This window comes from Lentilitoribacter sp. EG35 (genome assembly GCF_040784015.1).
Taxonomy (GTDB): Bacteria; Pseudomonadota; Alphaproteobacteria; order Rhizobiales; family Rhizobiaceae; genus Lentilitoribacter.
This window is the reverse complement of the sequence record NZ_JBFNGQ010000003.1, coordinates 225,344-245,527: the sequence shown is the minus strand read 5'-3', so window position 1 is coordinate 245,527 and position 20,184 is coordinate 225,344. Positions and strand designations below refer to the sequence as shown.

Genomic DNA, 20,184 nt, shown 5'->3' with positions numbered 1-20,184 from the left:
CGTTACCCCGCCGCCGCAATGGCGCCGCCAGTGAGCGAGCGGCTGATGACAAGTAAAATCCATGTCACGAGGCCCAATACAACCGATAGTGCAGCGGCCATGGCAATGTTAGCTGAGAGCGTGAACTCGGTATAAATGATCATGGGCAATACATCGATATTTGTTGCCAACGTGAATGCGGTTCCAAATGCGCCCATGGCCGTTGCGAATGCAATCGCACCTGCTGCAATGAGGGCAGGGGTCAATGCCGGCAAGATGACGTCGCGTAATACTGCTATTGGCGAAGCGCCAAGAGAGCGAGCAGCTTCTTCCAAAGATAAATCAAGTTTCTCGGCGGCTGCCATGACCGTGAGCAAAACACGCGGGACAGAAAAATACAGATACCCAAAAAACAAGCCAGTCATTGAGTAAGCAAACACAAGCCGCGCATCGAATAGATCCTTTGCCAAAATATTGAAAAGCCCCTGTCGACCAGCCAGTAAAATAATAAGAAAACCAATCACCACACCAGGAAACGCCAATGGAAAGGTGAGCACGGAAATTAATACGCCCCGTCCTGCAAATTGGTTACGTACTAAAAATAATCCGGAAGTTGTGGAGATAAATAATGCAGCAACAGTTACGGCAGCTGATACTAGAACGGTTTGTAGCAGACTTCTCATGTACCGCGGGTTTGTTAAAATCTCGACGTAAATGCCAAAGCCTGATTCCGTGCTAATGGACGAAACAAACAGACGAACTAGCGGCAGCGCCAAAAACGCCAGAGTAAATATCGCCAGAGGCAATAGACATATTACAAAAAAAGAACGGGGGCTCATGATAGTAATCCAAGAAATATTAGGGGAGCAGAAAACCGCTCCCCGGTTTGCCTAAATAAGCGTGTGATAAAAGTCTATTTCACTTCGTTGAGATAGCGTTCACCGAAGCTCCTTTGGACTTTTTCCATCTTGGCATAATCTACTGGTTTAGCACGGGCATATTCACTGTCCGGCAAGAATTTTGCAGCGATTTCAGGCGCAAGTTTCACCGGGCGAGCAGGTTTTAGGAATGCATTTGTCCAGATCGCTTGCCCTTCATCAGACATGATGTAATCCAATACCTTTTTGCCAACCTCAGGTTTAGGACCATTTTCCACAAGGCTCATCACATAAGGAACGACGACTGTGCCTTCGCAAGGGATAACAAATTCAAAGTTTCCGCCTTCTGTATATTTGGCGCGATAAGCGTTGAAATCATAGTCAAACAGGATCGGAATTTCGCCTGAGACAACACGAGCATATGATGTTTGTTTCGGGACAATCGGGTTGTTTTTTGCTAGTTCGTTGAAGTATTTGATTGCTGGATCAAAATTATCAAGATCCCCTCCAAAGGCGCGATTGACAGCAACTGCACCAGCATAACCAACAAATGCACTGGATGGGTCAAGATATCCAACCATGCCATTATATTCGGACTTGTTTAGATCTGCAAAGCAAGCTGGCACGGGTGCACCGCCTAGGGCGTCTTTGTTAATGAACATACCGAGCGTACCGTAATGAATTGTGACCCAACGGCCTTCTGGGTCTTTTAGACCTTCAGCAACATCATCAAAGCCTTTTGGTTTATATGCTGCGGCAACACCTTCATTGGCAGCTTTAATGCCTGAGGTAACACCATAGTAAGCCACATCGGCAACTGGCGATGCTTTTTCCGCAATCAACTGGCTCAATGTTTGGCCCGAGTTTTTGTTGTCGTGTGGCATTTGAACGTCGATATTTTTATCAATCGCTTTTAACATGCTTGCCCAATCCGCCCATTGAGGTGGGCAATTGTAGCAAATTGAATCCTCGGCACTCACAGGTATTGTGACCAAAAGTGTTGCTGCTAATGCAGTTCCAAGTATATATCTCATTTGTCTGTTACTCCATTTGATTTGAAATTGTCTGGGGTGGTCAAGATAGTCGACTCGCGGGTTGCAGCTCGCGTGTCGACACATTCGTCTGGCTGGAAACTAAACTCTGACCAGAACGAAATTCGAATGGAAGCATTACAGCTTGGGGTGTAACACTTCGGTTGTTTTGTAACGCATCTATAACAAGGGCTGTTGCCTGTTTGCCCATTTCACGGCAAGGCGTCAGTACCGTTGCAATGCTTGGTTGGACCAGGTCCGTTATTGCTATTCCATCGAAACCGACAATGCTGACGTCCTCAGGGACGCGTTTATTGATGGCTCTAAGCGCTCGTATACAAGCGAGGGCCAACATGTCATTTGATGCAAATATCGCTCCAACATCAGGCTTCTCCGCAAACAATTTAGCTAAAGATACCTCAAGATTTGAGGGTTCATAATTAACCTCCACAATAGGTGGTTTAGGCATCTTTGCCAGTCTTGCTGCTTCACAAAGACCTGCGTAGCGCTGGCGAGATCTGTCAGAAGAATTCATTCGCACTGCAAGAAATGCAACCGACGTATGCCCGAGTTGAAAAATTTCTTCACCCACCTTTTGCGCTGCCAAAGCATTATCTACACAAACCGTTGGGCTACCTGGATTTCTGGATTGGTTGAACATCAAACAGTAAGGCGTGGAACTTTGCTCCAAACGTTTGATTGCAGGACTATCTTCAATATCCCCAACCGTCAGAACAACGCCATCAATCTGATGAGCAAGCAATGTCTCTAGGCTCTTCAATTCCTGCTTGGTGTTATAGTTGGCAAAACCAAGCAATATTCGATAGCCGTTTTCAGATGCACATTCTTGAACGCCTTCTATTGCATCAGCAAAAACAGGGTTGGAAATTGTAGGTACAATTACGCCCAGCGTTTTTGATGCCTGTCGCTGAAGTGAGCGCCCAACTTCATTAAACTCGAAATTAAGCTTCTTAGCCGCTGCTAAGACGCGCTTTTGATTCTCTACACTTGAAGGGCCCGATTTATTGAGCACTCTGGATACAGTCGCGATGCTGCAGCCAGCTAGGCTAGCAACATCCCTGATAGTAACCTTGGTACTCATGTTTCTACCTCCCAATGGAAACGTTTCCACAAATTGAACACACATAACTTTATGAGTCAAGTCATGCTATGATTTTACCCGGAAAGCCACCGATGCTGGATTAAATTGTAAGCTATGAATTGTTTCTAAAATTGCCTCTGATCGTTGAATGCACAATAACGGTGCAGTGTGACAAATTCATGAAAGCCATAAATTTGTCAGTTAAGAGGGCAGGAATTTACCCGAATGAAAATCACCTCATTAAAAATCCAATGTGTCGATAAATGTTGGCATAAAGCTTGATCCTGCTTCAAAACTATCTTCAATAATAATGCTTTGCCAATATCCGAGTTTGATCTGAATAGTATTGTCTTCTCCAAAGGTAATGCAATCAGATTGCCAATCTTCAATCGTTTCATAGTTATCAAGAAACTGAAAACTAGCCAGATCTATCGTGTCGGCATTTTCGCCATAGCATTGATAATCAGTGATGATGTCGTGATGAAATCCATTGTCTGATAGGAAGACAAAAGTATCAGAGCCATCGCCACCTGATAATATGTTTCGTCCATTCCCGGCTTCTATCCAGTCATCTCCGTCTCCTCCAGAGATGGTATCAGCACCGTTTCCTCCGCGAATTATGTCTGAGCCCGCTTCGCCGTTAAGTTGATCGTTACCCGCATCACCGAAGATCGTATCCCCGTCCGAGCCGCCAAAAATACGATCACCACCAGTTCCACCTGATATTATGTCTAATCCAGAGCCACCGATAATGACATCAATGCCGGCTCCTCCGTTGATCTGATCATTGCCTTCATTGCCATGAATATGATCGTTTCCACTGTCGCCCGTCAGAGTATCAGCGCCTGAGCCGCCCAGCAGATTATCATTTCCTGAACCTCCATTGAGCGTATCATTGCCGGCGCCTCCGTTTAGAACATCATTACCAGCTCCGCCCAGCAGATAGTCTTCGCCAGTATTTCCGAATAACTCATCTTTTCCGCTACCGCCAGAGAGCCAATCCGCACCCTCATTACCATTGAGAATATCGTTGCCAGATCCTCCCTCTAACGTGTCATCGGACAATCCTCCCGAGAGTGCATCTCGTCCGTCTCCGCCAAAAATCGCATCAGAACCGTCACCTCCGTTGATAAGATCATTTCCAGCATCACCATGCAGAATATCATCACCTTCATCGCCAAAAATAGTGTCGTTTCCTAAGCCACCATCTATATTATCGTTGTCGAGACCACCAAAAAGGCTGTCATTACCGGAGCCACCAAATAGTTCATCATTGCCTTCCAAACCGTAGATAAAATCCAGTCCTGCCTCACCGTAAAGGGTATCGTCACCCAAGCCGCCATTAATATTATCATCACGACCACCGCCGTATACGACGTCATCGCCCAGACCGCCAAAGATTATGTCGTTCCAACCTTCACCTTCGGTTTGAACAACTTTGATGTTTTTAACGAGGACATTTGCAGTGGCATCAACATCTGCAAAAGGATCATTGCCACGTGTATCCATTGCGCCATCATTGTTTCCGGTGGATTGTGATGCAGCCATTAACTCTGCAGTGGCTTCGCGACCGGCCTCATCAAAAACGATGCGATAAACTCCGCCATTATCTGGCGTATTGGCGGACAGGTCATGGTCACCATTATTGAGGCCTGTGTAGAGATTGCTAAGCCCGTCCATAAAGACGGCCCCATAGGCACCTTTCGCCATGCCTTCGTAAAGAGTTTCATTCACTTGAGAATGGGTGATAGGTATTTCGGCGATAACTGGTTGGTCGCCATTTTCGACTTCAGTCAAATCGATCATTATGATTTTGCCCTGACCACCGGGAATATTGGGTGCAACGACCCCGTAGAACATTCCATTTTGTGGATTGAACGCAACATCATACATGTTGTTTTTGCTTAAATCGGTCGGGAAATAAAATGTTTCGACAACGGGATTTCCGTTAGCATCAAGATTATCGACGTCGATTTTTGTGACACGATCCAACGTTGTGTGGAACGTCCAAAGGTTACCTTTTCCGTCAAAATCACCAACGAAATCCGGATAATCACCGTCTCCCAGTTTATATATCTGGCCTTTGGCATCCATCATAACAAGACTGTTATCTGCTATTGTCTGGCCCAGGGCATCTTTGCCTGACGCTTTTGCATATCCATAGATCAGGTCGTCTTCTACATTAAGACCGATTGCATTTACTTTCACACCGGTTTCTGGTCCTGCACCAATATATGTTTGTGTTGCAGTATCAAAAACCTGCAACTGCCCACTGATGACCTGAAATAACTTGGCTTGCCCGGGAGCAAATGCATCAACCGTGATGGCACCATTGCCGAGATCGATTGTTTTCTCATATGAAAAAATCGGACCGCTTGTATCATAAATCGAAGACGCTTCATTTTCCGGTTCAGCGGTGCGGATCATCAATCCGGTGCCATTGCCTGCGCCCAAAACATCGTAGTTCTTGGTTTCAAACACGCCCGTTTGAACTTCGATTTTGTCAATTACATTCCCGTTCCACAATACTTCAACAGCCCCTGATGTCAGACCTGCAGCGAAGTTCGCCGCAACATCAATGCTTATAGTGTAAGTCGTTTTTACATCGGTGTTGACGCTCTGGGACATCTCTGATTGTCCTGTCTCAGCATTCTCAACAACGGTCCAGTCAGACCCGCTAAATTGTGCGATTGATTGTCCAACGTGTTCAGCGCTTTCTGACAAAATATTGACCGCGAGTTTATCACCATAGATAAGGTCATCTCCATTTCCTCCATCAATATTGTCTTCACCCGCACCGCCAACGGCTATGTCATTACCATCGTAAAGATTGATCTCGTCATCGGCTTCGCCACCATAAACTGTGTCATTTCCAACTCCAGCATTTATGACATCATCACCTTCTTCACCGTGAATAACGTCATTGCCACTATCACCTTGTATGAAATCTTCCCCGGTTCCACCCTTTAGAACATCCGCTCCTGAACCGCCAAACATGCGGTCATTGCCCTCGTTTCCGTAGCCCGTATCATTATCATCACCGCCATGGATTTCGTCATTACCTGAGCCGCCATACAGAAGATCCATTCCTGCATCTCCGAAAACAGCATCAGTACCAGCATCACCATTAACCGTGTCATCTTCAGAACCACCTTCCAGTAAATCATTACCAGAACCACCTGATAGAATATCTGTTCCATGTGCGCCTTTGAGTGTATCGCTACCTTCATTCCCACTCAGAATATCAGCATCTTCTCCGCCATCAAGAATGTCATTGCCCAAGCCGCCGGAAAGCACATCACTATTCTTCCCACCATAGGCTTCATCGGCTCCCGCCTGACCGGAGATAACATCCTCACCATTTTGGCCAAAAAGGCGATCATTCCCGCTTTGGCCGTATATTTCATCGTTGCCAGAACCACCCCAAATTTTATCATCTATGCCTCCAGCAGAATTGTCCGCTCCTTCAGACTGGATAACGTCGCCACCATAGAGCACGTCATTTCCTTGGCCGCCGTAGATAATATCTGAACCGTTGCCACCATCGACAAAATCATCGTCTTGCCCCGAGTATGCTTTGTCGGATCCAGACCCAAGCGTGATTGTGTCCTCTCCGGTTTTTCCAAAAACTTTGTCCGCGCTAGCTCCTGTTGAAACAATGTCATCACCAGCTTTCGCATTTATAATGTCAGCACCTGCGCCACCTTCTAGAGTGTCATTGTTGTTTGTACCATAAATCTTTCGTGCCATTGGAACTCTCCTTGCGCTGCGGCGCTATTATTTCTTTTAATTGAATGTAGGCGCACGCGCGGTGAACGTCTTGAGATGAAAAAGATAGTCGGGAGAGCATTCGTATATGCGGCTATACTTATGTGTAGAAGGCCGTTTTGTAGCCAACCGATCTGCCTAACGCATGAATGAGACAGATTTCCTTTATTCTATATCCGAAAGGATAGTCTTTCTATCCGATCTGCTAAGCCCATGATCCCAAACGAGTATCTAATCTACCCATTTCCTTGCGCATCTATACACCCAGACGTGAGAAATCCATTTTTCATCATCGTATGTTGATCCCATAAACGCCGGATGTGCAGATCTAGTTTGTACAGGTCAATTCCGACAGGCGGTAACAAAGGATGCGAAAAATGGAAAATATTCTTATAATTGGCGGTGACGGATTTTGTGGTTGGCCTACAGCGTTACACCTGTCGCAAAAAGGTTATGCAGTTACGATTGTGGATAATTTCTCACGTCGTCAAATTGATGAGAGCTTGGGCGCCAATAGCCTGACACCAATTAAATCTATGAACGAGCGGTTGGCAGCATGGAAAGAGGCAACGGGCAAAGATATCGCCTTTGAAAATTTCAACGTTGCAGCAGAGTATCAACGTTTAGAAGAATTGCTCGCGGAACTAAAACCAAGCACAATTATCCATTTTGGCGAACAGCGCGCAGCACCGTATTCCATGAAAGGGATAAGTCAAAAACGCTACACAGTTAGCAACAACATTGGCGCGACACATAATGTTCTGGCTGCAGTTACCCAGCTCAAACTTGAGCCACATATTATTCACTTAGGAACAATGGGTGTTTATGGCTACGACGATGATGGAATGGAGATTCCTGAGGGTTATCTAAAAGTCTATGTACCAGGTGACGACAACCAAATTTTTCAGCGTGATATCTTGTATCCAACCAATCCGGGCAGCGTATATCATATGACAAAATCTATGGATCAGCTGCTATTTCAGTTTTATGCCAAGAATGATCGCTTACGTATAACTGATTTGCATCAGGGCATTGTCTGGGGCACTCAAACAGAAGAAACCAGGCTGGACGATCGTTTGATCAACCGTTTCGATTATGATGGTGATTATGGCACTGTTCTAAATCGTTTCCTCATGCAAGCAGCTGTTGGTCATCCTTTGACCGTGCACGGCACTGGTGGACAAACGCGAGCGTTTATCCATATTCAGGACACTGTTAAGTGTTTGGCTCTGGCTGTTGCAAATCCACCTGAAAAAGATGGTCAGGTGAAAATCTTAAATCAAATGACAGAAACTCATACGGTTCGTTATTTGGCAGAAATCGTGGCCAAAGTTTCAGGCGCAGAAATTGCTAATGTGGACAATCCACGCAATGAGGCGGCAGAAAACGACCTTCGTGTTTCGAATAAAACCTTCATCACCTTGGGTTTAAATCCGATTACATTGGAAGAGGGATTGTTGGAAGAAACGCAGGATATTGCAATGCGCTTTGCTGACAGATGTCGCATGCACATGATCCCATGTGTTTCAACCTGGACAGAAAATCAACGTCCTGGCGTGGTCCAAGATCCGCAAGCAGCTTAACTAACTCAGCACTGTTGTTCCCGCTTGGAGGCGGGTTCAGCAGTGCTAACTTGTATGAGGTTTTCAAATGAGAACGATTGGCATTGGCCTGATGGCCTTCTTTATAGCGTGGGCAGTTTTTTTATTGTCTTCACATAATATTCCGCAACGTGGTTTGCGCCAGTTCAATGAGTTGGCTTTTGGTCCACAATTGGTTTTTGAGGCAGAAACTTTTAACACATCAGAATTGGGAAAAAATGAGAAAGTCTTTTTTGGATTTACTCGTAATGCCCCCATAATTCTTACCGGTTTACCCTCCTATCAGAGCGCTGCATTTCCGCTGCCAATCGATGCACGCCCTGTTTCTGGTTACCTCCAAATAGACATTACATCGCAGGTACTTGATGATGTGAACGGCGTATTGCGTATTTCCATCAACAATACCAAACGCGGTGAAATGCTATTGTATCCAGGAGAGGTAGGACGCTCCTTGTTGGTTCCTCTATTGTCCGAAGAACTAGCAAAAGAGCGGCTGGTCGTCTCGTTCAGTCTGTTAGGTGAATATGAAACTAACAGCTGTACATCAAAGAATGGCATTCAAGCCATCGCAGAAATTGAGGCGACCAGCGGGCTTTATTTAAATCTTGATCGTAACATTCAAACTCCCCGTGACCAGGTTTTATCCCGCGGACGATTGATCTCTATTCATTGGGATAACAAGTTTTCGAAACGGGAAAAAAACATCTTAACCAACTATGGAACATCTTTTATCCGCGATGGAGAAAAAGTTATCTTCAAAACAAGTGAGGCTGCTGGTGGCCTATCAATTGAAGAGTTAGAAATACTTAGAACAACGCTTCCAAGGATCAAAAGTAACCAGCAACAATGGCCTTACTATGTTGCCAATAGTGGTGTGAATTTTGGTGTACGGCGCTTTTATAAGTCAACAAGCTGGAGAATAAAATATAAGCCAAGCCAGTTTTCTGGGCGCACATTGCCAAGCGCAATAGATTTAAGTCTTATGTTATCAGGATTAAGACAAGAAACCAATTGGATGGTATCAGTTACGCTAAATGGTTCATTGATACACACAGAAACTTTAGAATCTCAAACCAGCAAATATCGCCGGAAAATTTTGCTGAATGAACGCAGTCAAATAGCCAACAATCTGATTGAAGTGACACTAAATTCATCTGAAAATCACGATGGAATTTGTAATAATGGACCGATTTTGATTGCGCAGATGGAACAGGATACTGTGCTACTTGCTGGTTCTGAGAGATTGGATGATCAGTTTCACGGTCTTCAAAATGCCTTAAAATCGGTTGGGGAAATTGGTATCTCAGGCAACGAGAACATCACCGATAATCAGGCAAATCTGTTCGCACATATACTGGCATCTGCGCTTCCCGAAACTATAGATATAGGTGATACAAGCGGCGGGGCGCAGATTTATTTTCTGGAAAGAGGGCAATTTGATGCTGTTAAAAATTTTCAGAATGAAATGTTCGAACAGTGGATACTCTTTCAAACAGACGCCGGAGAACTTTCAGTATCGCGATTAGAAGATTTATCCGATAACCGATCAACAGATGAGATTTCGCCCAATGCAGTGCTGATCCAGTTACCAATAGGCGGGGGTGAAGGATGAGTGATTTAACCCCAGAAGACAATCGCGATCAGATTAGTTTTGTATCGGTAGACAGCGCGCCAAAGCGTTTTGCAGGTCCCGTATCGCAAATGCGTGCACCTGCAATGCTCGCAACTTTCTGCGTTATTGCGATATTTTTGCTTTGGCTGATAAATACACCAGAGGTTAGCCAGCACTTTCCAAACAGGGACTTGGTTCTATCGCCTTATGAGGGGCGTCATGCAGTTGCTGTGCGCATTTTTATTTTGTCCTTCTTTATCTCGTTTGCCATGTTCAGTTCTGGCAGCAATTTGGGACGCTTTCTGTTCGCGCTGGATATGGTTTTTAGTTATGTTCTGGTTTGCACCTTTTTAGACCTCGCAAATATCACGATAGGTGCGCGATTTGACATGGCGTACTCTCTCCATTTCAGTGCCATTATTTCTGGATTACTAGGTTTTGCGATCTATTCTTTTAAGTTGCTGGAACGGGGACGAATGCCTGTGCGTATCCCGCTGGAGCATCGACCTGTCAGCAACAAGAAAGCAATTATCAGACTTGTTGCGACGACGATTATCGCAATTATTGTGTCCAGTTATATTGGTGGTTTGGATCTTTATATTGTTAAGAAACTGCGGGAACTGACATTATTGGGCGGTATCGGCCCTGGCGTGTTTCTGTTTTTGCCAACGCTGTTCGGTCAGCTTTATGCTTTGGCAATTTTGGATGTGGCTCTTGCAAAGAAAGCCAACTTTAGACCTCCAGTTAGCATCATTGTTCCTGCGCATAATGAATCATACATTATCAAGGATACAATAAATGCGATGGATAAAGCCGCTGCCCATTATGGGGGCGAGGTGCATATCTTGATCATGAACAATAATTCGACTGATGACACCGAGCAAATTGCATGCGAAGCTCTTGCTGCATGCACATCTGCGCAAGGACGCGTTATCAATGTGCCAAAACCAGGAAAATCCAACGCGTTAAATGCTGGTTTGGAAGCCACTGAAACCGAGTTTCTAGTCCGTGTGGATGCCGATACTTTGGTAGGTGAAGACAACCTGTCCAGGGCAATGCCGTATTTTTCCGATCCCGCGGTGGGTGTTGTGGGCGGTGTTCCTATCCCACCAGGTGGTGCCCTTTTTGATCGCGCTCGGCTTTTGGAAGTGATTGTAAAACATGGATTTTATTCCGTAGCAATGGGTGCGGTCAACGGAGTGGTTGGCATTCCTGGCATGTTCGTTGTTTATCGAACAAAACATCCAATATATCTTGGCGGCTTTGTCGAGGGAATGAATGGTGAGGATACTGATATCTCACTACGAATTGGTGAGCTTGGTTATCATTCTGTTGTTGATCCAAAGCTTAGATATGTATCTGAGGTGCCAGCATCATATCCACATATGCGAGAACAGCGCATGCGCTGGTTTCGCTCCATCTATCATATAAGTTCACGTTGCAGAGATTTAATTTATTCACGGAATGCAACACTGCGCGGGAAAATCATTCTACCCTATATGCTTATAAACTCTGGTCGGCGGGCAATGTTGGTCCCATTAATCTTGTTTGGAACGATGGAATACGCGTTTGGATTTAATCCAGATAGCCCCATAATCTGGCAGTCAATTGTTGCCGTGACAACAGGTGCACCGGCCATCGTGGCTGTAGTATCTGCATTTTTAAATGGCCTGCCGAGGGGTGTTTTTGCCCTGCCTGAATATCTCATTTTCAGAGTGCTACGCGCCTATTTTACACTGGAATCTATGCTAAGCATTCTTGTGTCGTCAAATGGGGAAGTTCTTGAGTTGGCATACGAAAACAATATCATACCCGACAAACCCTTGCGGGTGGCGTGATCTAAGCTAACAATGAGGTTTTTGTAATCTCCCAAATTTCCGGAAGTCGATTGATGTATTGATCTAGCTCGTCTGGTTTCTTAGTCTTACAAATCGTTTCTATCTGAAAAAGCACATCGCGTAGTTGAACTGCGCCAAAAAGGGAGGCCGAACCCGCCAGATTATGAACGCGTTTCACAAACTCCGTTGTGTTGGTGGTCGTACCATTACTCGACGAAATCCAGTCTATTTCCATATCAGATTCACCAATAAACTTTTGCAGCAGTACCTCATATTTTTCTGTATCTAGCGTGTTTTTAATCTCATTTAGGGTTTTATGATCAATGACTTGAACGTGTTCATCAGTGTTGGGTCGTAATGCGGTTTTCTTGCTGTTATTCGTTGCCATTTGTATAGCATTACGTAAGGACACACTTGATATGGGTTTAATTAATGTGTCGTTCATACCGACTTCATTAAACTTTATGATCTCTTCCGGCAGTGCATGCGCGGTGAGAGCTATAATCGGTGTTTTGGCAGAAGGTCCACCGCTTTCGCGAATGATTTTGGTGGCTTCAACACCATCCAAACGCGGCATGCTGATATCCATAAGGATCGTATCGAATGTTTGCTGTTTGCAAATGGCAACACCTTCAACTCCGTCTTTAACTTCAATGACCGTATGCCCATCTTTTTCTAACATCTCGCGCACAACAAAACGATTTATACTGTTATCTTCAACCACCAAGATGCGCTGCGGTATGATGGCGGAAGTATCAGTTATATCGCTCGTTTCTTCCGCAATTTCATCCTCTGTAAATTCTGGTAACGACAATCGAACCCAGAATAAACTTCCATCTCCTTTCACACTTTCAACGCCTATGGAGCCGTTCATTGCGGCAATCATGCGCTTTGTAATTCCCAAACCTAAACCTGTTCCGGCCTCGGTACGTCCGTAGGATGAATCCAAAGTGACAAAATCCTCAAATATTCTATCCAGATCGGCCTCATCTATTCCTATGCCAGTGTCTGAGATACGGATTTCGATGATGTCACCTTCTTTTCGTTCGGCTTCTACGGAGATTTTCCCGTCTCGAGTAAACTTGATAGCATTGCCAAGGATGTTGAGTAGAACTTGTTGCAATCGCAAGTCATCACCAACAACAATTTGGTCCTTTAGACTAACAAAATCCGTTGAGATTTCATTCCCTTTGGTTGCAGCGCTCTGACGTTGGCTATCACAAAGTTGGTTCATCAATTTTGTGATATCGAACTTATTCAGCTCTGTCTCAAATTTACCTGAATCCAGACGGGAGATGTTAAGAACGTCATTCACATGATGCAAAAGCATTTTCCCGGAAGTATTGATGATATCCAGATATTGCTCTTGTTTTGTACTCAAAGGGCTATCGTACATCAATTCCAACGTACCTAACATACCATTTAGTGGTGTTCGCATTTCGTGGCTCATAACGGCAAGCAATTGCGCCTTGGCTTTTTCGCCTGCCAAAGCATCGTCTCGCGCCTGTTTTAACTCTTCCTCACCTTGCACGAGATCGGAGATATCACGCAAGAATGCAACAAATACCTCACCATCTTTACTTTCAGCACTCGAGATTGATAGTTCTATCGGAAATACTTCATCGGATTTACGTTTTGCTTCCAGACGAAGACGACCCTTACCAACCACTCTTTTTTCATTGGTATCAAGGTATCTTTGCATTCCGTCTCTGTGCGCCTGTCGAAGGTGGACGGGTATAATCATTTCAGCCAAATCACCACCAACGGCCTCATGTTTGGTATACCCAAAGATATCTTCTGCGGCACCGTTGAACTCCAGAATTTTGGCATCTCGATTTATGACGATCACGCCGTCCAAAGAGCTTGTTACGACAGCCTTCAGTCGATTGGATACGATTTGGCTGTCATTGGCATGGTTTTTCATGTGCCTGTACTGGCGCAAAAATACCCATAGCATGAGTAAAAGCGCTGCAAACAGGAAGAGAGACAAACCAGCAATTAGTAACAATGTTTGCGACACGCCCTCACGGCGCTGTTCAGATGCATTTGCCACCAACTCTACACCACGCAGCGCAAGAGAGCGTAATTCACTTGCTAAGTCGGACGTTTTTAACGAGAAGTTATCGATGTTTTCGAACAATGTCTGATCATCAGAATCAATCAATTCGGTAGAATTTTGTAAAAAGGACCAAACATCATTTACGATTTTCCCCGTTTTCTGGTCGTCCCGCAATATTTTAAATGGAGATCCTTGCCTAAGTATCGTAACGCGGCTGTAAAATACATCAAACTTATTTCGAAGCTCACTCAGTGATTTATGTTTGCCGGAAATGACTGTTTCTTGTTCGGTTCTCAGATTTAGATAATCCACCTCCAACTGAGATAGCATCCAATGAACATTGTCTGATTTGGCAGTTTTAAGGTTGCTAACGTCATTCCACACCTTGTTAGCCAAAGTGAAAATGGAGAAGATTATCAAACATAATGCGATCAGAATTATTGCGGTTTGAAAGGGGCGATATAGCAGATAAAGTTTTTTCAATTTATGCCCCAGTTGATGATTATTTTACTTCGATACGATTTAGCTGCCAAATGCTTCTAGAATAGGTAACTTCGGTTTGAAATTCGGGATGAGCGTCATATGGATATACCAACCATAGTGGGCCTTTATCACGCAAACTCATTCGTTCTCCATTTTGCTTATATGCTATTACTGGTGCGGAGCTTGAAATCTCCGATATGGGAATTTCAACAGCGTAATCATTCACAGCCGTTGCCAAAACCATGCCATCGGTAATGTTTAAGTCTTCCAGAAGCGTTTTTAACGGGACGCCTTCAAAACTTTGCACGCCTTCAGTCCAAATTGTGGTTGTTTCAAATTTAGTAGATTTCATCGTGCTCAAATCTTCGAAATCAAACACTTGCATTGTTGTCGCATTTTCGCGAACAGTTAGAATGGTGCCGCTCTGGTCAGCACTTGCATTAAATACGAACGATAAAACCAACGCGGAAACAAGAATATGCAATTTTTTCGAGATGTTCATCTAACTTACCTTAAAAATATTTCGTTAAGTTACGTCACACAAATCAAAGACAATTGCATCAAATCATGCGGATAGGAGACTATCCTTTCGTATAGTTTGTATAATCGTATGAGCTTAAATTACATCTTTTAAAAATGTTACATCATGATTAAACTCATTTAATTCAAATTTGGTTGGTTAAATTGGTTTAATGGAAATTTTATTGATATAATGTCACTAAATTCACTCCGGTAACTATGTCCGACATATGAATGAAATGAGGAAAATATGCGCATTCTTATTGCAGATGACCATGATTTGGTTCGTGAAACAATCGGCGCATTCTTGCTCAAAGAAGGCATAGAGCATGTCGACAGCGCGGCGAATTTGGAAGAAGCGCTGGAGTTGGTTCATTTAAATGTGAGCTATGACCTCATTCTGCTCGATTATAATATGCCTGGCATGGATGGTCTAAAAGGTTTGGACCAAATGATTAAAGCCAACGACGATAATCCAGTGGCGATTATATCTGGAACAGCATCAAGGGATGTAGCAGAGGCAACAATCAAACAAGGCGGCGCTGGATTTGTACCAAAAACACTTGGATCAAAGTCCATGGTGATGGCTGTCAAATTTATGGCGGCTGGTGAGGTGTTTTTGCCAGCCAGCTTTATGCAGCAAGATGAAGAGGCTCCCAAGGCTGGACTGACAGTCCGTGAACGCGAAGTATTGCGTGGAATTTGCGCAGGCCTTTCCAACAAGGAAATCGCGCTTGACTGTGACCTGCAGGAAGTAACAATTAAACTACATGTAAAAACGCTTTGCAAAAAACTATCAGCACGCAATCGCACTCAAGCAGCCATGTTTGGGCGCGATCAGAATTTGATTTAGATACTACACATTTTTGCGATCTCTATCGAGCTGAACAACTAAACTGCTAGAAAGACAAATGAGCAAAAGCATTGCCTTTGCTCATATGATGTCAGGACATCAGTTCATCGTCGACTAACTCTCAATCACTTGCACGCGTTTATCGGTAAATTTCAACGCTAGTTCACCAGAAATTAGCTTTAATGCTTTGTCGCCAAATAATTCGCGTCTCCAGCCGGAGAGGGCGGCGACATCGGCGTCTGCGCCTCTGGCAGCAATCTTGTCTAGATCATCCGCATTGGCGATGACTTTCGCTGCAACACCTTCTTCATCAACAATGGTCTTAAGCAAAACTTTAAGGAGGTCGGAAGCTGCACCTGTGCCTTCCGGCGCAGGTCTATGGCGCGGAATTTCCGGCCACTCTTCCTTTGGAATTTCGTAAGCAATATTCAATTCCGCCATCAACAGGTTGCCAAGCTCGGAACGCTCCCAACCCTTTGGGATGGTGCGAAGGCGGCCAAGTGCGCCAGAATCACGCGGTTTTTGCTGGGCTATTTCATAGAGTGCATCGTCTTTTAGCACGCGGCCTCGTGGCACATTACGGCCCCGCGCCATGTTTTCGCGCCATGCGGCAATCTTTTGCAATATGGCTAAATCTTGCGGTTTGCGCATACGGTTTCGCAGTCTGCGCCACGCATCATCAGGATGCATATCGTAGGTTTTGCGCGCTTCTAAAATGGCCATCTCTTCATTCAGCCATGTTGACCGTCCGCGTGTTTCAAGTTGTGATGCCAATTCAAGGTATACATCGCGCAAATGAGTAACATCAGCCAATGCATAATCAAGTTGTTGATCTGTCAGCGGGCGACGTGACCAATCAGTAAAGCGCGACGTTTTATCAATATGCGCGCCTGTAATGCGTGAAACAAGACTGTCATAAGCAACGCTATCACCAAAACCTAAAACCATTGCCGCTACTTGGCTATCAAAGATCGGTTTGGGCAGCATGTCGCCCAAATGGAACACGATTTCCAGATCTTGTCGCGCTGCGTGAAAGACTTTGAGAACGCTTTGATCTGCCATAAGCTTAAAGAATGGGGCCAGATCGATGCCCTTTGCAAGCGGGTCGACAATGAGCGCTCGATCCGGTGAAGCGAGCTGTATAAGACACAAAACTGGCCAGAACGTCTTCTCGCGAAGGAATTCGGTATCGATGGTGATAAAGTCTGCTGTCGCAAGGTCTAAGCAAGCAGATTCTAGGTCTTGAGTTGTTGTAATAATTTCCATTCGGCCCAAATAACCCAAAACAAGGCATTTGTCTTCAAAAAAGCTTGGTTCGACGTACTTCCCAACAAAAGTGATGGTTTCTACGCCGTATATGCGTGGCAAAATTACCGTTTTTGCTTGACAAATCACCTGCTACGTGGCTTGTCCGGCGCAAATTACAATTTAATTGGTAACCACCAATAGACGAAACATATCGTCTCCCAAATCAATGAACTAAGAGGTTTTATTATGCACGCATATCGCTCTCACACTTGCGCAGACTTACGTGGGACAGATGTGGGCAATAATGTCCGCTTGTCTGGCTGGGTTCATCGCGTTCGAGATCATGGCGGCTTGCTGTTTATCGATCTGCGCGATCATTATGGTCTATCACAAATCGTTGTTGATCCGGACAGTCCAGCCTTTAAAACCGCAGAAACAGTTCGCGGCGAGTGGGTGATCACAATTGAAGGTGAAGTGAAAGCAAGAACCGAAGAGACTGTGAATAAAAATCTTGATACAGGCGAAGTTGAGATTTTTGCGACAAACATCGTTGTGCAAAGTGCCGCTGCCGAACTTCCACTACCTGTGTTTGGTGAGCCTGAATATCCTGAAGATGTGCGTCTAAAATATCGTTTCCTGGATTTGCGCCGCGAAACATTGCACAGCAACATAATGCTTCGCTCGAAGATTATCTCGTCCATGCGTCGCCGTATGAATGAGATTGATTTCAACGAGTTTGCAACGCCAATTCTGACAGCATCTTCACCAGAAGGTGCGCGTGACTTCCTCGTGCCAAGCCGCATTCATCCGGGCAATTTCTTTGCCCTACCACAAGCGCCACAGCAATATAAACAGCTGATTATGGCGTCTGGCTTTGATAAATACTTCCAGATTGCACCATGTTTCCGTGATGAAGATCCGCGAGCTGATCGCTTGCCGGGTGAATTCTATCAGCTTGATATGGAAATGAGTTTTGTTGAACAAGAAGATATCTTGAACACAATGGAACCAGTGATGAGGGCAGTGTTTGAAGAGTTTGCGGAAGGTCGTCCAGTTACACAAAAATTCCCACGCATTCCGTATGATGAGGCGATCCGTAAATATGGGTCTGATAAACCTGATTTGCGTAATCCGATCGAGATGGAAGCTGTGACCGATCATTTTGCAGGTTCTGGCTTTAAAATCTTTGCTGGTATGATTGAAAAAGATCCGAAAGTTGAAGTTTGGGGTATTCCGGCTAAAACAGGTGGCTCCCGCGCATTTTGTGATCGTATGAATTCATGGGCACAGCAGCAGGGCCAGCCAGGTCTTGGTTATATCTTCTGGCGTGAGGAAGATGGTGCAACGGTTGGGGCAGGGCCTCTGGCTAAAAATATCGGCCCAGAGCGCACAGAAGCTATCCGCACACAGCTTGGTCTGGAAGCTGGTGATAGTTGCTTCTTTGTGGCGGGTCTTCCATCCAAATTCGCAGCATTTGCGGGCGCTGCACGTGATCGTGCTGGTAGCGAGCTGAAACTGATCGACGAAAACAAGTTCGAATTCTGCTGGATTGTTGATTTCCCATTCTACGAGTGGGATGAAGACAATAAGAAAATCGATTTCGGCCATAACCCATTCTCAATGCCGCAAGGTGGCATGGATGCGTTTGATAAAGCAGAAGATCCGCTCACTCTAAAAGCCTATCAGTATGACATGGTGTGTAATGGTTTCGAATTAGCCTCAGGTGGTATTCGTAATCACATTCCAGAAATGATGCTTAAAGTGTTTGGCAAAGTGGGTTTGGGTCCAGAAGTTGTTGAAGAGCGCTTCGGTGGTCTTTATCGTGCATTCCAATATGGCGTGCCGCCGCATGGTGGAATGGCAGCGGGTGTTGACCGCGTTGTGATGCTTCTTGCTGACGCTAAGAACTTGCGTGAAGTCACTATGTTCCCAATGAACCAGCAGGCGGCAGACTTGCTCATGGCAGCTCCGGCACCGGCAGACAATACACAGCTCGTCGAATTGGGGTTGCGGGTTTTGCCGCAAGCGAAAAGCTAGAACTGACTTTAAGTTAGAGCTTGAAAAACCCGCTATGTGAAAACATGGTGGGTTTTATTTTGCTGTTGGGGTAGGGCATGGCTGTTCGGCTCGGGGCGTGATTAAGCAGTGAGATTCAGCTTAATTTGAGATCGGACTTAATATTTTTCAATTTGTAGGGCATCGTCAGTTATCTCGTAATAGTCGCCCTTGTCTTTAACAAATATGTGTTTATTCACTTTAAGATCAGTTGGCTGATCCAAACAGCCTGCGGCAATGCTGATGCCATCCTCGTCATTCATGCGATAGAATAAGCTTGAGCCACATTTATTGCAGAAGCCGCGTTTGGCAAAGTCAGATGACTTATACCATGCAAGGCCTTGATCATTTGTAAAACGCATCTTGTCATAATCCGCATGAGTTGATGCCCACACGTGGCCGCTTGCGCGCCTACATTGACCACAACGGCATATCGTTACTTCAGGTTTAATCCCTTCGACCTCAAAGCTAACTGAACCACAATCACATCTGCCGTTGATCATGCTGCTATTCCTTGTTACCATTCAATTCTTATTGTCAAAATTAGAACTGCTAAATAAAAATATCAAGTGTTCAGCGATCGAACGGCTCGTATAAAATCTACAGCCCCACAGGCAACGGACCCGCCACTTTATTCTGACGCAGAATGAATGTTGTCGTGGTGGTGCGAACAACACCAAGACGCAAGATGCGCTGCATGATGAACTGTTCCAGATTTTCGGGATCAGTAGCTGCGACCTTAAGAACAAAATCAAATTCACCGGTAATAGATGAACATTCGATAACGCGTTCGCTGGTTTCAATAAAGCTGTAAAATTTCTTTATGGCGGCTTCGCTATGTTCGATCAACGAGACATGAACATAGGCGAGGGCATTCAATCCTAGTTTTTTGCCATCTACAATAGCCGCATATCGTTTTATATATCCTTCCTCCTCAAGCTTTTTGACGCGCCGCCAACAAGGTGAGGCGGATAGGCTCACTGCTTCAGATAGCTCCTGTGTGCTTGCTCGACCATCTTTTTGTAGATGTCGTAAAATTTGTTCTTCATAGGCATCAAGCATAATTCACCTGTATATTAGCGATTTTAGGCAAAATTTTTCCACATATTCAATTATAAAGCTTAGTTAGAAGATATTTTGCCGATATTTCATGTCAAG

Annotated in this window: 14 protein-coding genes; 5 read left to right on the top strand and 9 right to left on the bottom strand. The window is 44.8% G+C overall.

The features are described 5' to 3' along the window. Window positions 1–2 precede the first annotated feature (2 nt). The 4 genes from AB2J24_RS07535 to AB2J24_RS07520 form a co-directional block, all read right to left on the bottom strand. Window positions 3–818 carry an ABC transporter permease gene (locus AB2J24_RS07535; protein ID WP_367385023.1) on the bottom strand — a complete coding sequence of 272 codons (816 nt, stop codon included), beginning with the start codon at window positions 816–818 and terminating at the stop codon, window positions 3–5. 74 nt (window positions 819–892) lie between these two features. Continuing rightward, a complete protein-coding gene (locus tag AB2J24_RS07530) occupies window positions 893–1,891 on the bottom strand; it encodes an ABC transporter substrate-binding protein (protein WP_367385022.1) in 999 nt (332 codons plus the stop codon). A gap of 40 nt (window positions 1,892–1,931) precedes the next feature. Then, window positions 1,932–2,990 (bottom strand): LacI family DNA-binding transcriptional regulator, encoded by a 1,059-nt coding sequence (locus tag AB2J24_RS07525; RefSeq protein ID WP_367385021.1) that lies wholly within the window; start codon window positions 2,988–2,990, stop codon window positions 1,932–1,934. A gap of 240 nt (window positions 2,991–3,230) precedes the next feature. Continuing rightward, a complete protein-coding gene (locus AB2J24_RS07520; RefSeq protein ID WP_367385020.1) occupies window positions 3,231–6,740 on the bottom strand; it encodes a calcium-binding protein in 3,510 nt (1,169 codons plus the stop codon). A 395-nt stretch (window positions 6,741–7,135) separates the two neighbouring features. Here AB2J24_RS07520 and AB2J24_RS07515 point away from each other — a divergent pair, with 395 nt between their 5' ends. The 3 genes from AB2J24_RS07515 to AB2J24_RS07505 all read left to right on the top strand — a co-directional run bounded on the left by AB2J24_RS07515 (window position 7,136) and on the right by AB2J24_RS07505 (window position 11,809). After that, window positions 7,136–8,341 (top strand): NAD-dependent epimerase/dehydratase family protein, encoded by a 1,206-nt coding sequence (locus AB2J24_RS07515; protein WP_367385019.1) that lies wholly within the window; start codon window positions 7,136–7,138, stop codon window positions 8,339–8,341. A 67-nt stretch (window positions 8,342–8,408) separates the two neighbouring features. Further along, the gene (locus tag AB2J24_RS07510; RefSeq protein ID WP_367385018.1) at window positions 8,409–9,971 is read left to right on the top strand and encodes a hypothetical protein; all 1,563 of its coding nucleotides are present in this window, start codon (window positions 8,409–8,411) and stop codon (window positions 9,969–9,971) included. Next, window positions 9,968–11,809 (top strand): glycosyltransferase, encoded by a 1,842-nt coding sequence (locus AB2J24_RS07505; protein ID WP_367385017.1) that lies wholly within the window; start codon window positions 9,968–9,970, stop codon window positions 11,807–11,809. Before AB2J24_RS07510 ends, AB2J24_RS07505 begins: the two co-directional genes overlap by 4 nt. Before the next feature lies 1 nt (window position 11,810). Here the strand turns inward: AB2J24_RS07505 and AB2J24_RS07500 are convergent, their stop codons facing one another. Together AB2J24_RS07500 and AB2J24_RS07495 are read right to left on the bottom strand one after the other, a co-directional pair. After that, the gene (locus tag AB2J24_RS07500) at window positions 11,811–14,351 is read right to left on the bottom strand and encodes a hybrid sensor histidine kinase/response regulator (RefSeq protein WP_367385016.1); all 2,541 of its coding nucleotides are present in this window, start codon (window positions 14,349–14,351) and stop codon (window positions 11,811–11,813) included. Between the two features lie 19 nt (window positions 14,352–14,370). Beyond that, window positions 14,371–14,853 carry a molybdopterin-dependent oxidoreductase gene (locus AB2J24_RS07495; protein WP_367385015.1) on the bottom strand — a complete coding sequence of 161 codons (483 nt, stop codon included), beginning with the start codon at window positions 14,851–14,853 and terminating at the stop codon, window positions 14,371–14,373. A gap of 267 nt (window positions 14,854–15,120) precedes the next feature. Here AB2J24_RS07495 and AB2J24_RS07490 point away from each other — a divergent pair, with 267 nt between their 5' ends. Further along, window positions 15,121–15,723 (top strand): response regulator, encoded by a 603-nt coding sequence (locus AB2J24_RS07490; protein WP_162651704.1) that lies wholly within the window; start codon window positions 15,121–15,123, stop codon window positions 15,721–15,723. Between the two features lie 114 nt (window positions 15,724–15,837). On the opposite strand, the gene rnd is transcribed toward AB2J24_RS07490, so the two are convergent. Beyond that, window positions 15,838–16,983 carry a ribonuclease D gene (rnd, locus tag AB2J24_RS07485; protein WP_162653534.1) on the bottom strand — a complete coding sequence of 382 codons (1,146 nt, stop codon included), beginning with the start codon at window positions 16,981–16,983 and terminating at the stop codon, window positions 15,838–15,840. 234 nt (window positions 16,984–17,217) lie between these two features. On the opposite strand from rnd, the gene aspS reads away from it, so the two are divergent. After that, a complete protein-coding gene (gene aspS / locus AB2J24_RS07480; RefSeq protein ID WP_367385014.1) occupies window positions 17,218–19,008 on the top strand; it encodes an aspartate--tRNA ligase in 1,791 nt (596 codons plus the stop codon). A gap of 137 nt (window positions 19,009–19,145) precedes the next feature. On the opposite strand, the gene AB2J24_RS07475 is transcribed toward aspS, so the two are convergent. Further along, entirely contained in the window at window positions 19,146–19,529 is a 384-nt protein-coding gene (locus tag AB2J24_RS07475) for a GFA family protein (protein WP_367385013.1), read from the bottom strand. Between the two features lie 97 nt (window positions 19,530–19,626). Then, on the bottom strand, window positions 19,627–20,088 hold the full coding sequence (locus tag AB2J24_RS07470; protein ID WP_367385012.1) for an Lrp/AsnC family transcriptional regulator: 462 nt from the start codon (window positions 20,086–20,088) through the stop codon (window positions 19,627–19,629). Between the last annotated feature and the right edge of the window lie 96 nt (window positions 20,089–20,184).

Coding starts and splice junctions, on each gene's coding strand:
- AB2J24_RS07535 (WP_367385023.1), bottom strand. CDS start 818: ATGAGCCCCCGTTCTTTTTTTGTAATATGTCTATTGCCTCTGGCGATA.
- AB2J24_RS07530 (WP_367385022.1), bottom strand. CDS start 1,891: ATGAGATATATACTTGGAACTGCATTAGCAGCAACACTTTTGGTCACA.
- AB2J24_RS07525 (WP_367385021.1), bottom strand. CDS start 2,990: ATGAGTACCAAGGTTACTATCAGGGATGTTGCTAGCCTAGCTGGCTGC.
- AB2J24_RS07520 (WP_367385020.1), bottom strand. CDS start 6,740: ATGGCACGAAAGATTTATGGTACAAACAACAATGACACTCTAGAAGGT.
- AB2J24_RS07515 (WP_367385019.1), top strand. CDS start 7,136: ATGGAAAATATTCTTATAATTGGCGGTGACGGATTTTGTGGTTGGCCT.
- AB2J24_RS07510 (WP_367385018.1), top strand. CDS start 8,409: ATGAGAACGATTGGCATTGGCCTGATGGCCTTCTTTATAGCGTGGGCA.
- AB2J24_RS07505 (WP_367385017.1), top strand. CDS start 9,968: ATGAGTGATTTAACCCCAGAAGACAATCGCGATCAGATTAGTTTTGTA.
- AB2J24_RS07495 (WP_367385015.1), bottom strand. CDS start 14,853: ATGAACATCTCGAAAAAATTGCATATTCTTGTTTCCGCGTTGGTTTTA.
- AB2J24_RS07490 (WP_162651704.1), top strand. CDS start 15,121: ATGCGCATTCTTATTGCAGATGACCATGATTTGGTTCGTGAAACAATC.
- aspS (WP_367385014.1), top strand. CDS start 17,218: ATGCACGCATATCGCTCTCACACTTGCGCAGACTTACGTGGGACAGAT.
- AB2J24_RS07475 (WP_367385013.1), bottom strand. CDS start 19,529: ATGATCAACGGCAGATGTGATTGTGGTTCAGTTAGCTTTGAGGTCGAA.
- AB2J24_RS07470 (WP_367385012.1), bottom strand. CDS start 20,088: ATGCTTGATGCCTATGAAGAACAAATTTTACGACATCTACAAAAAGAT.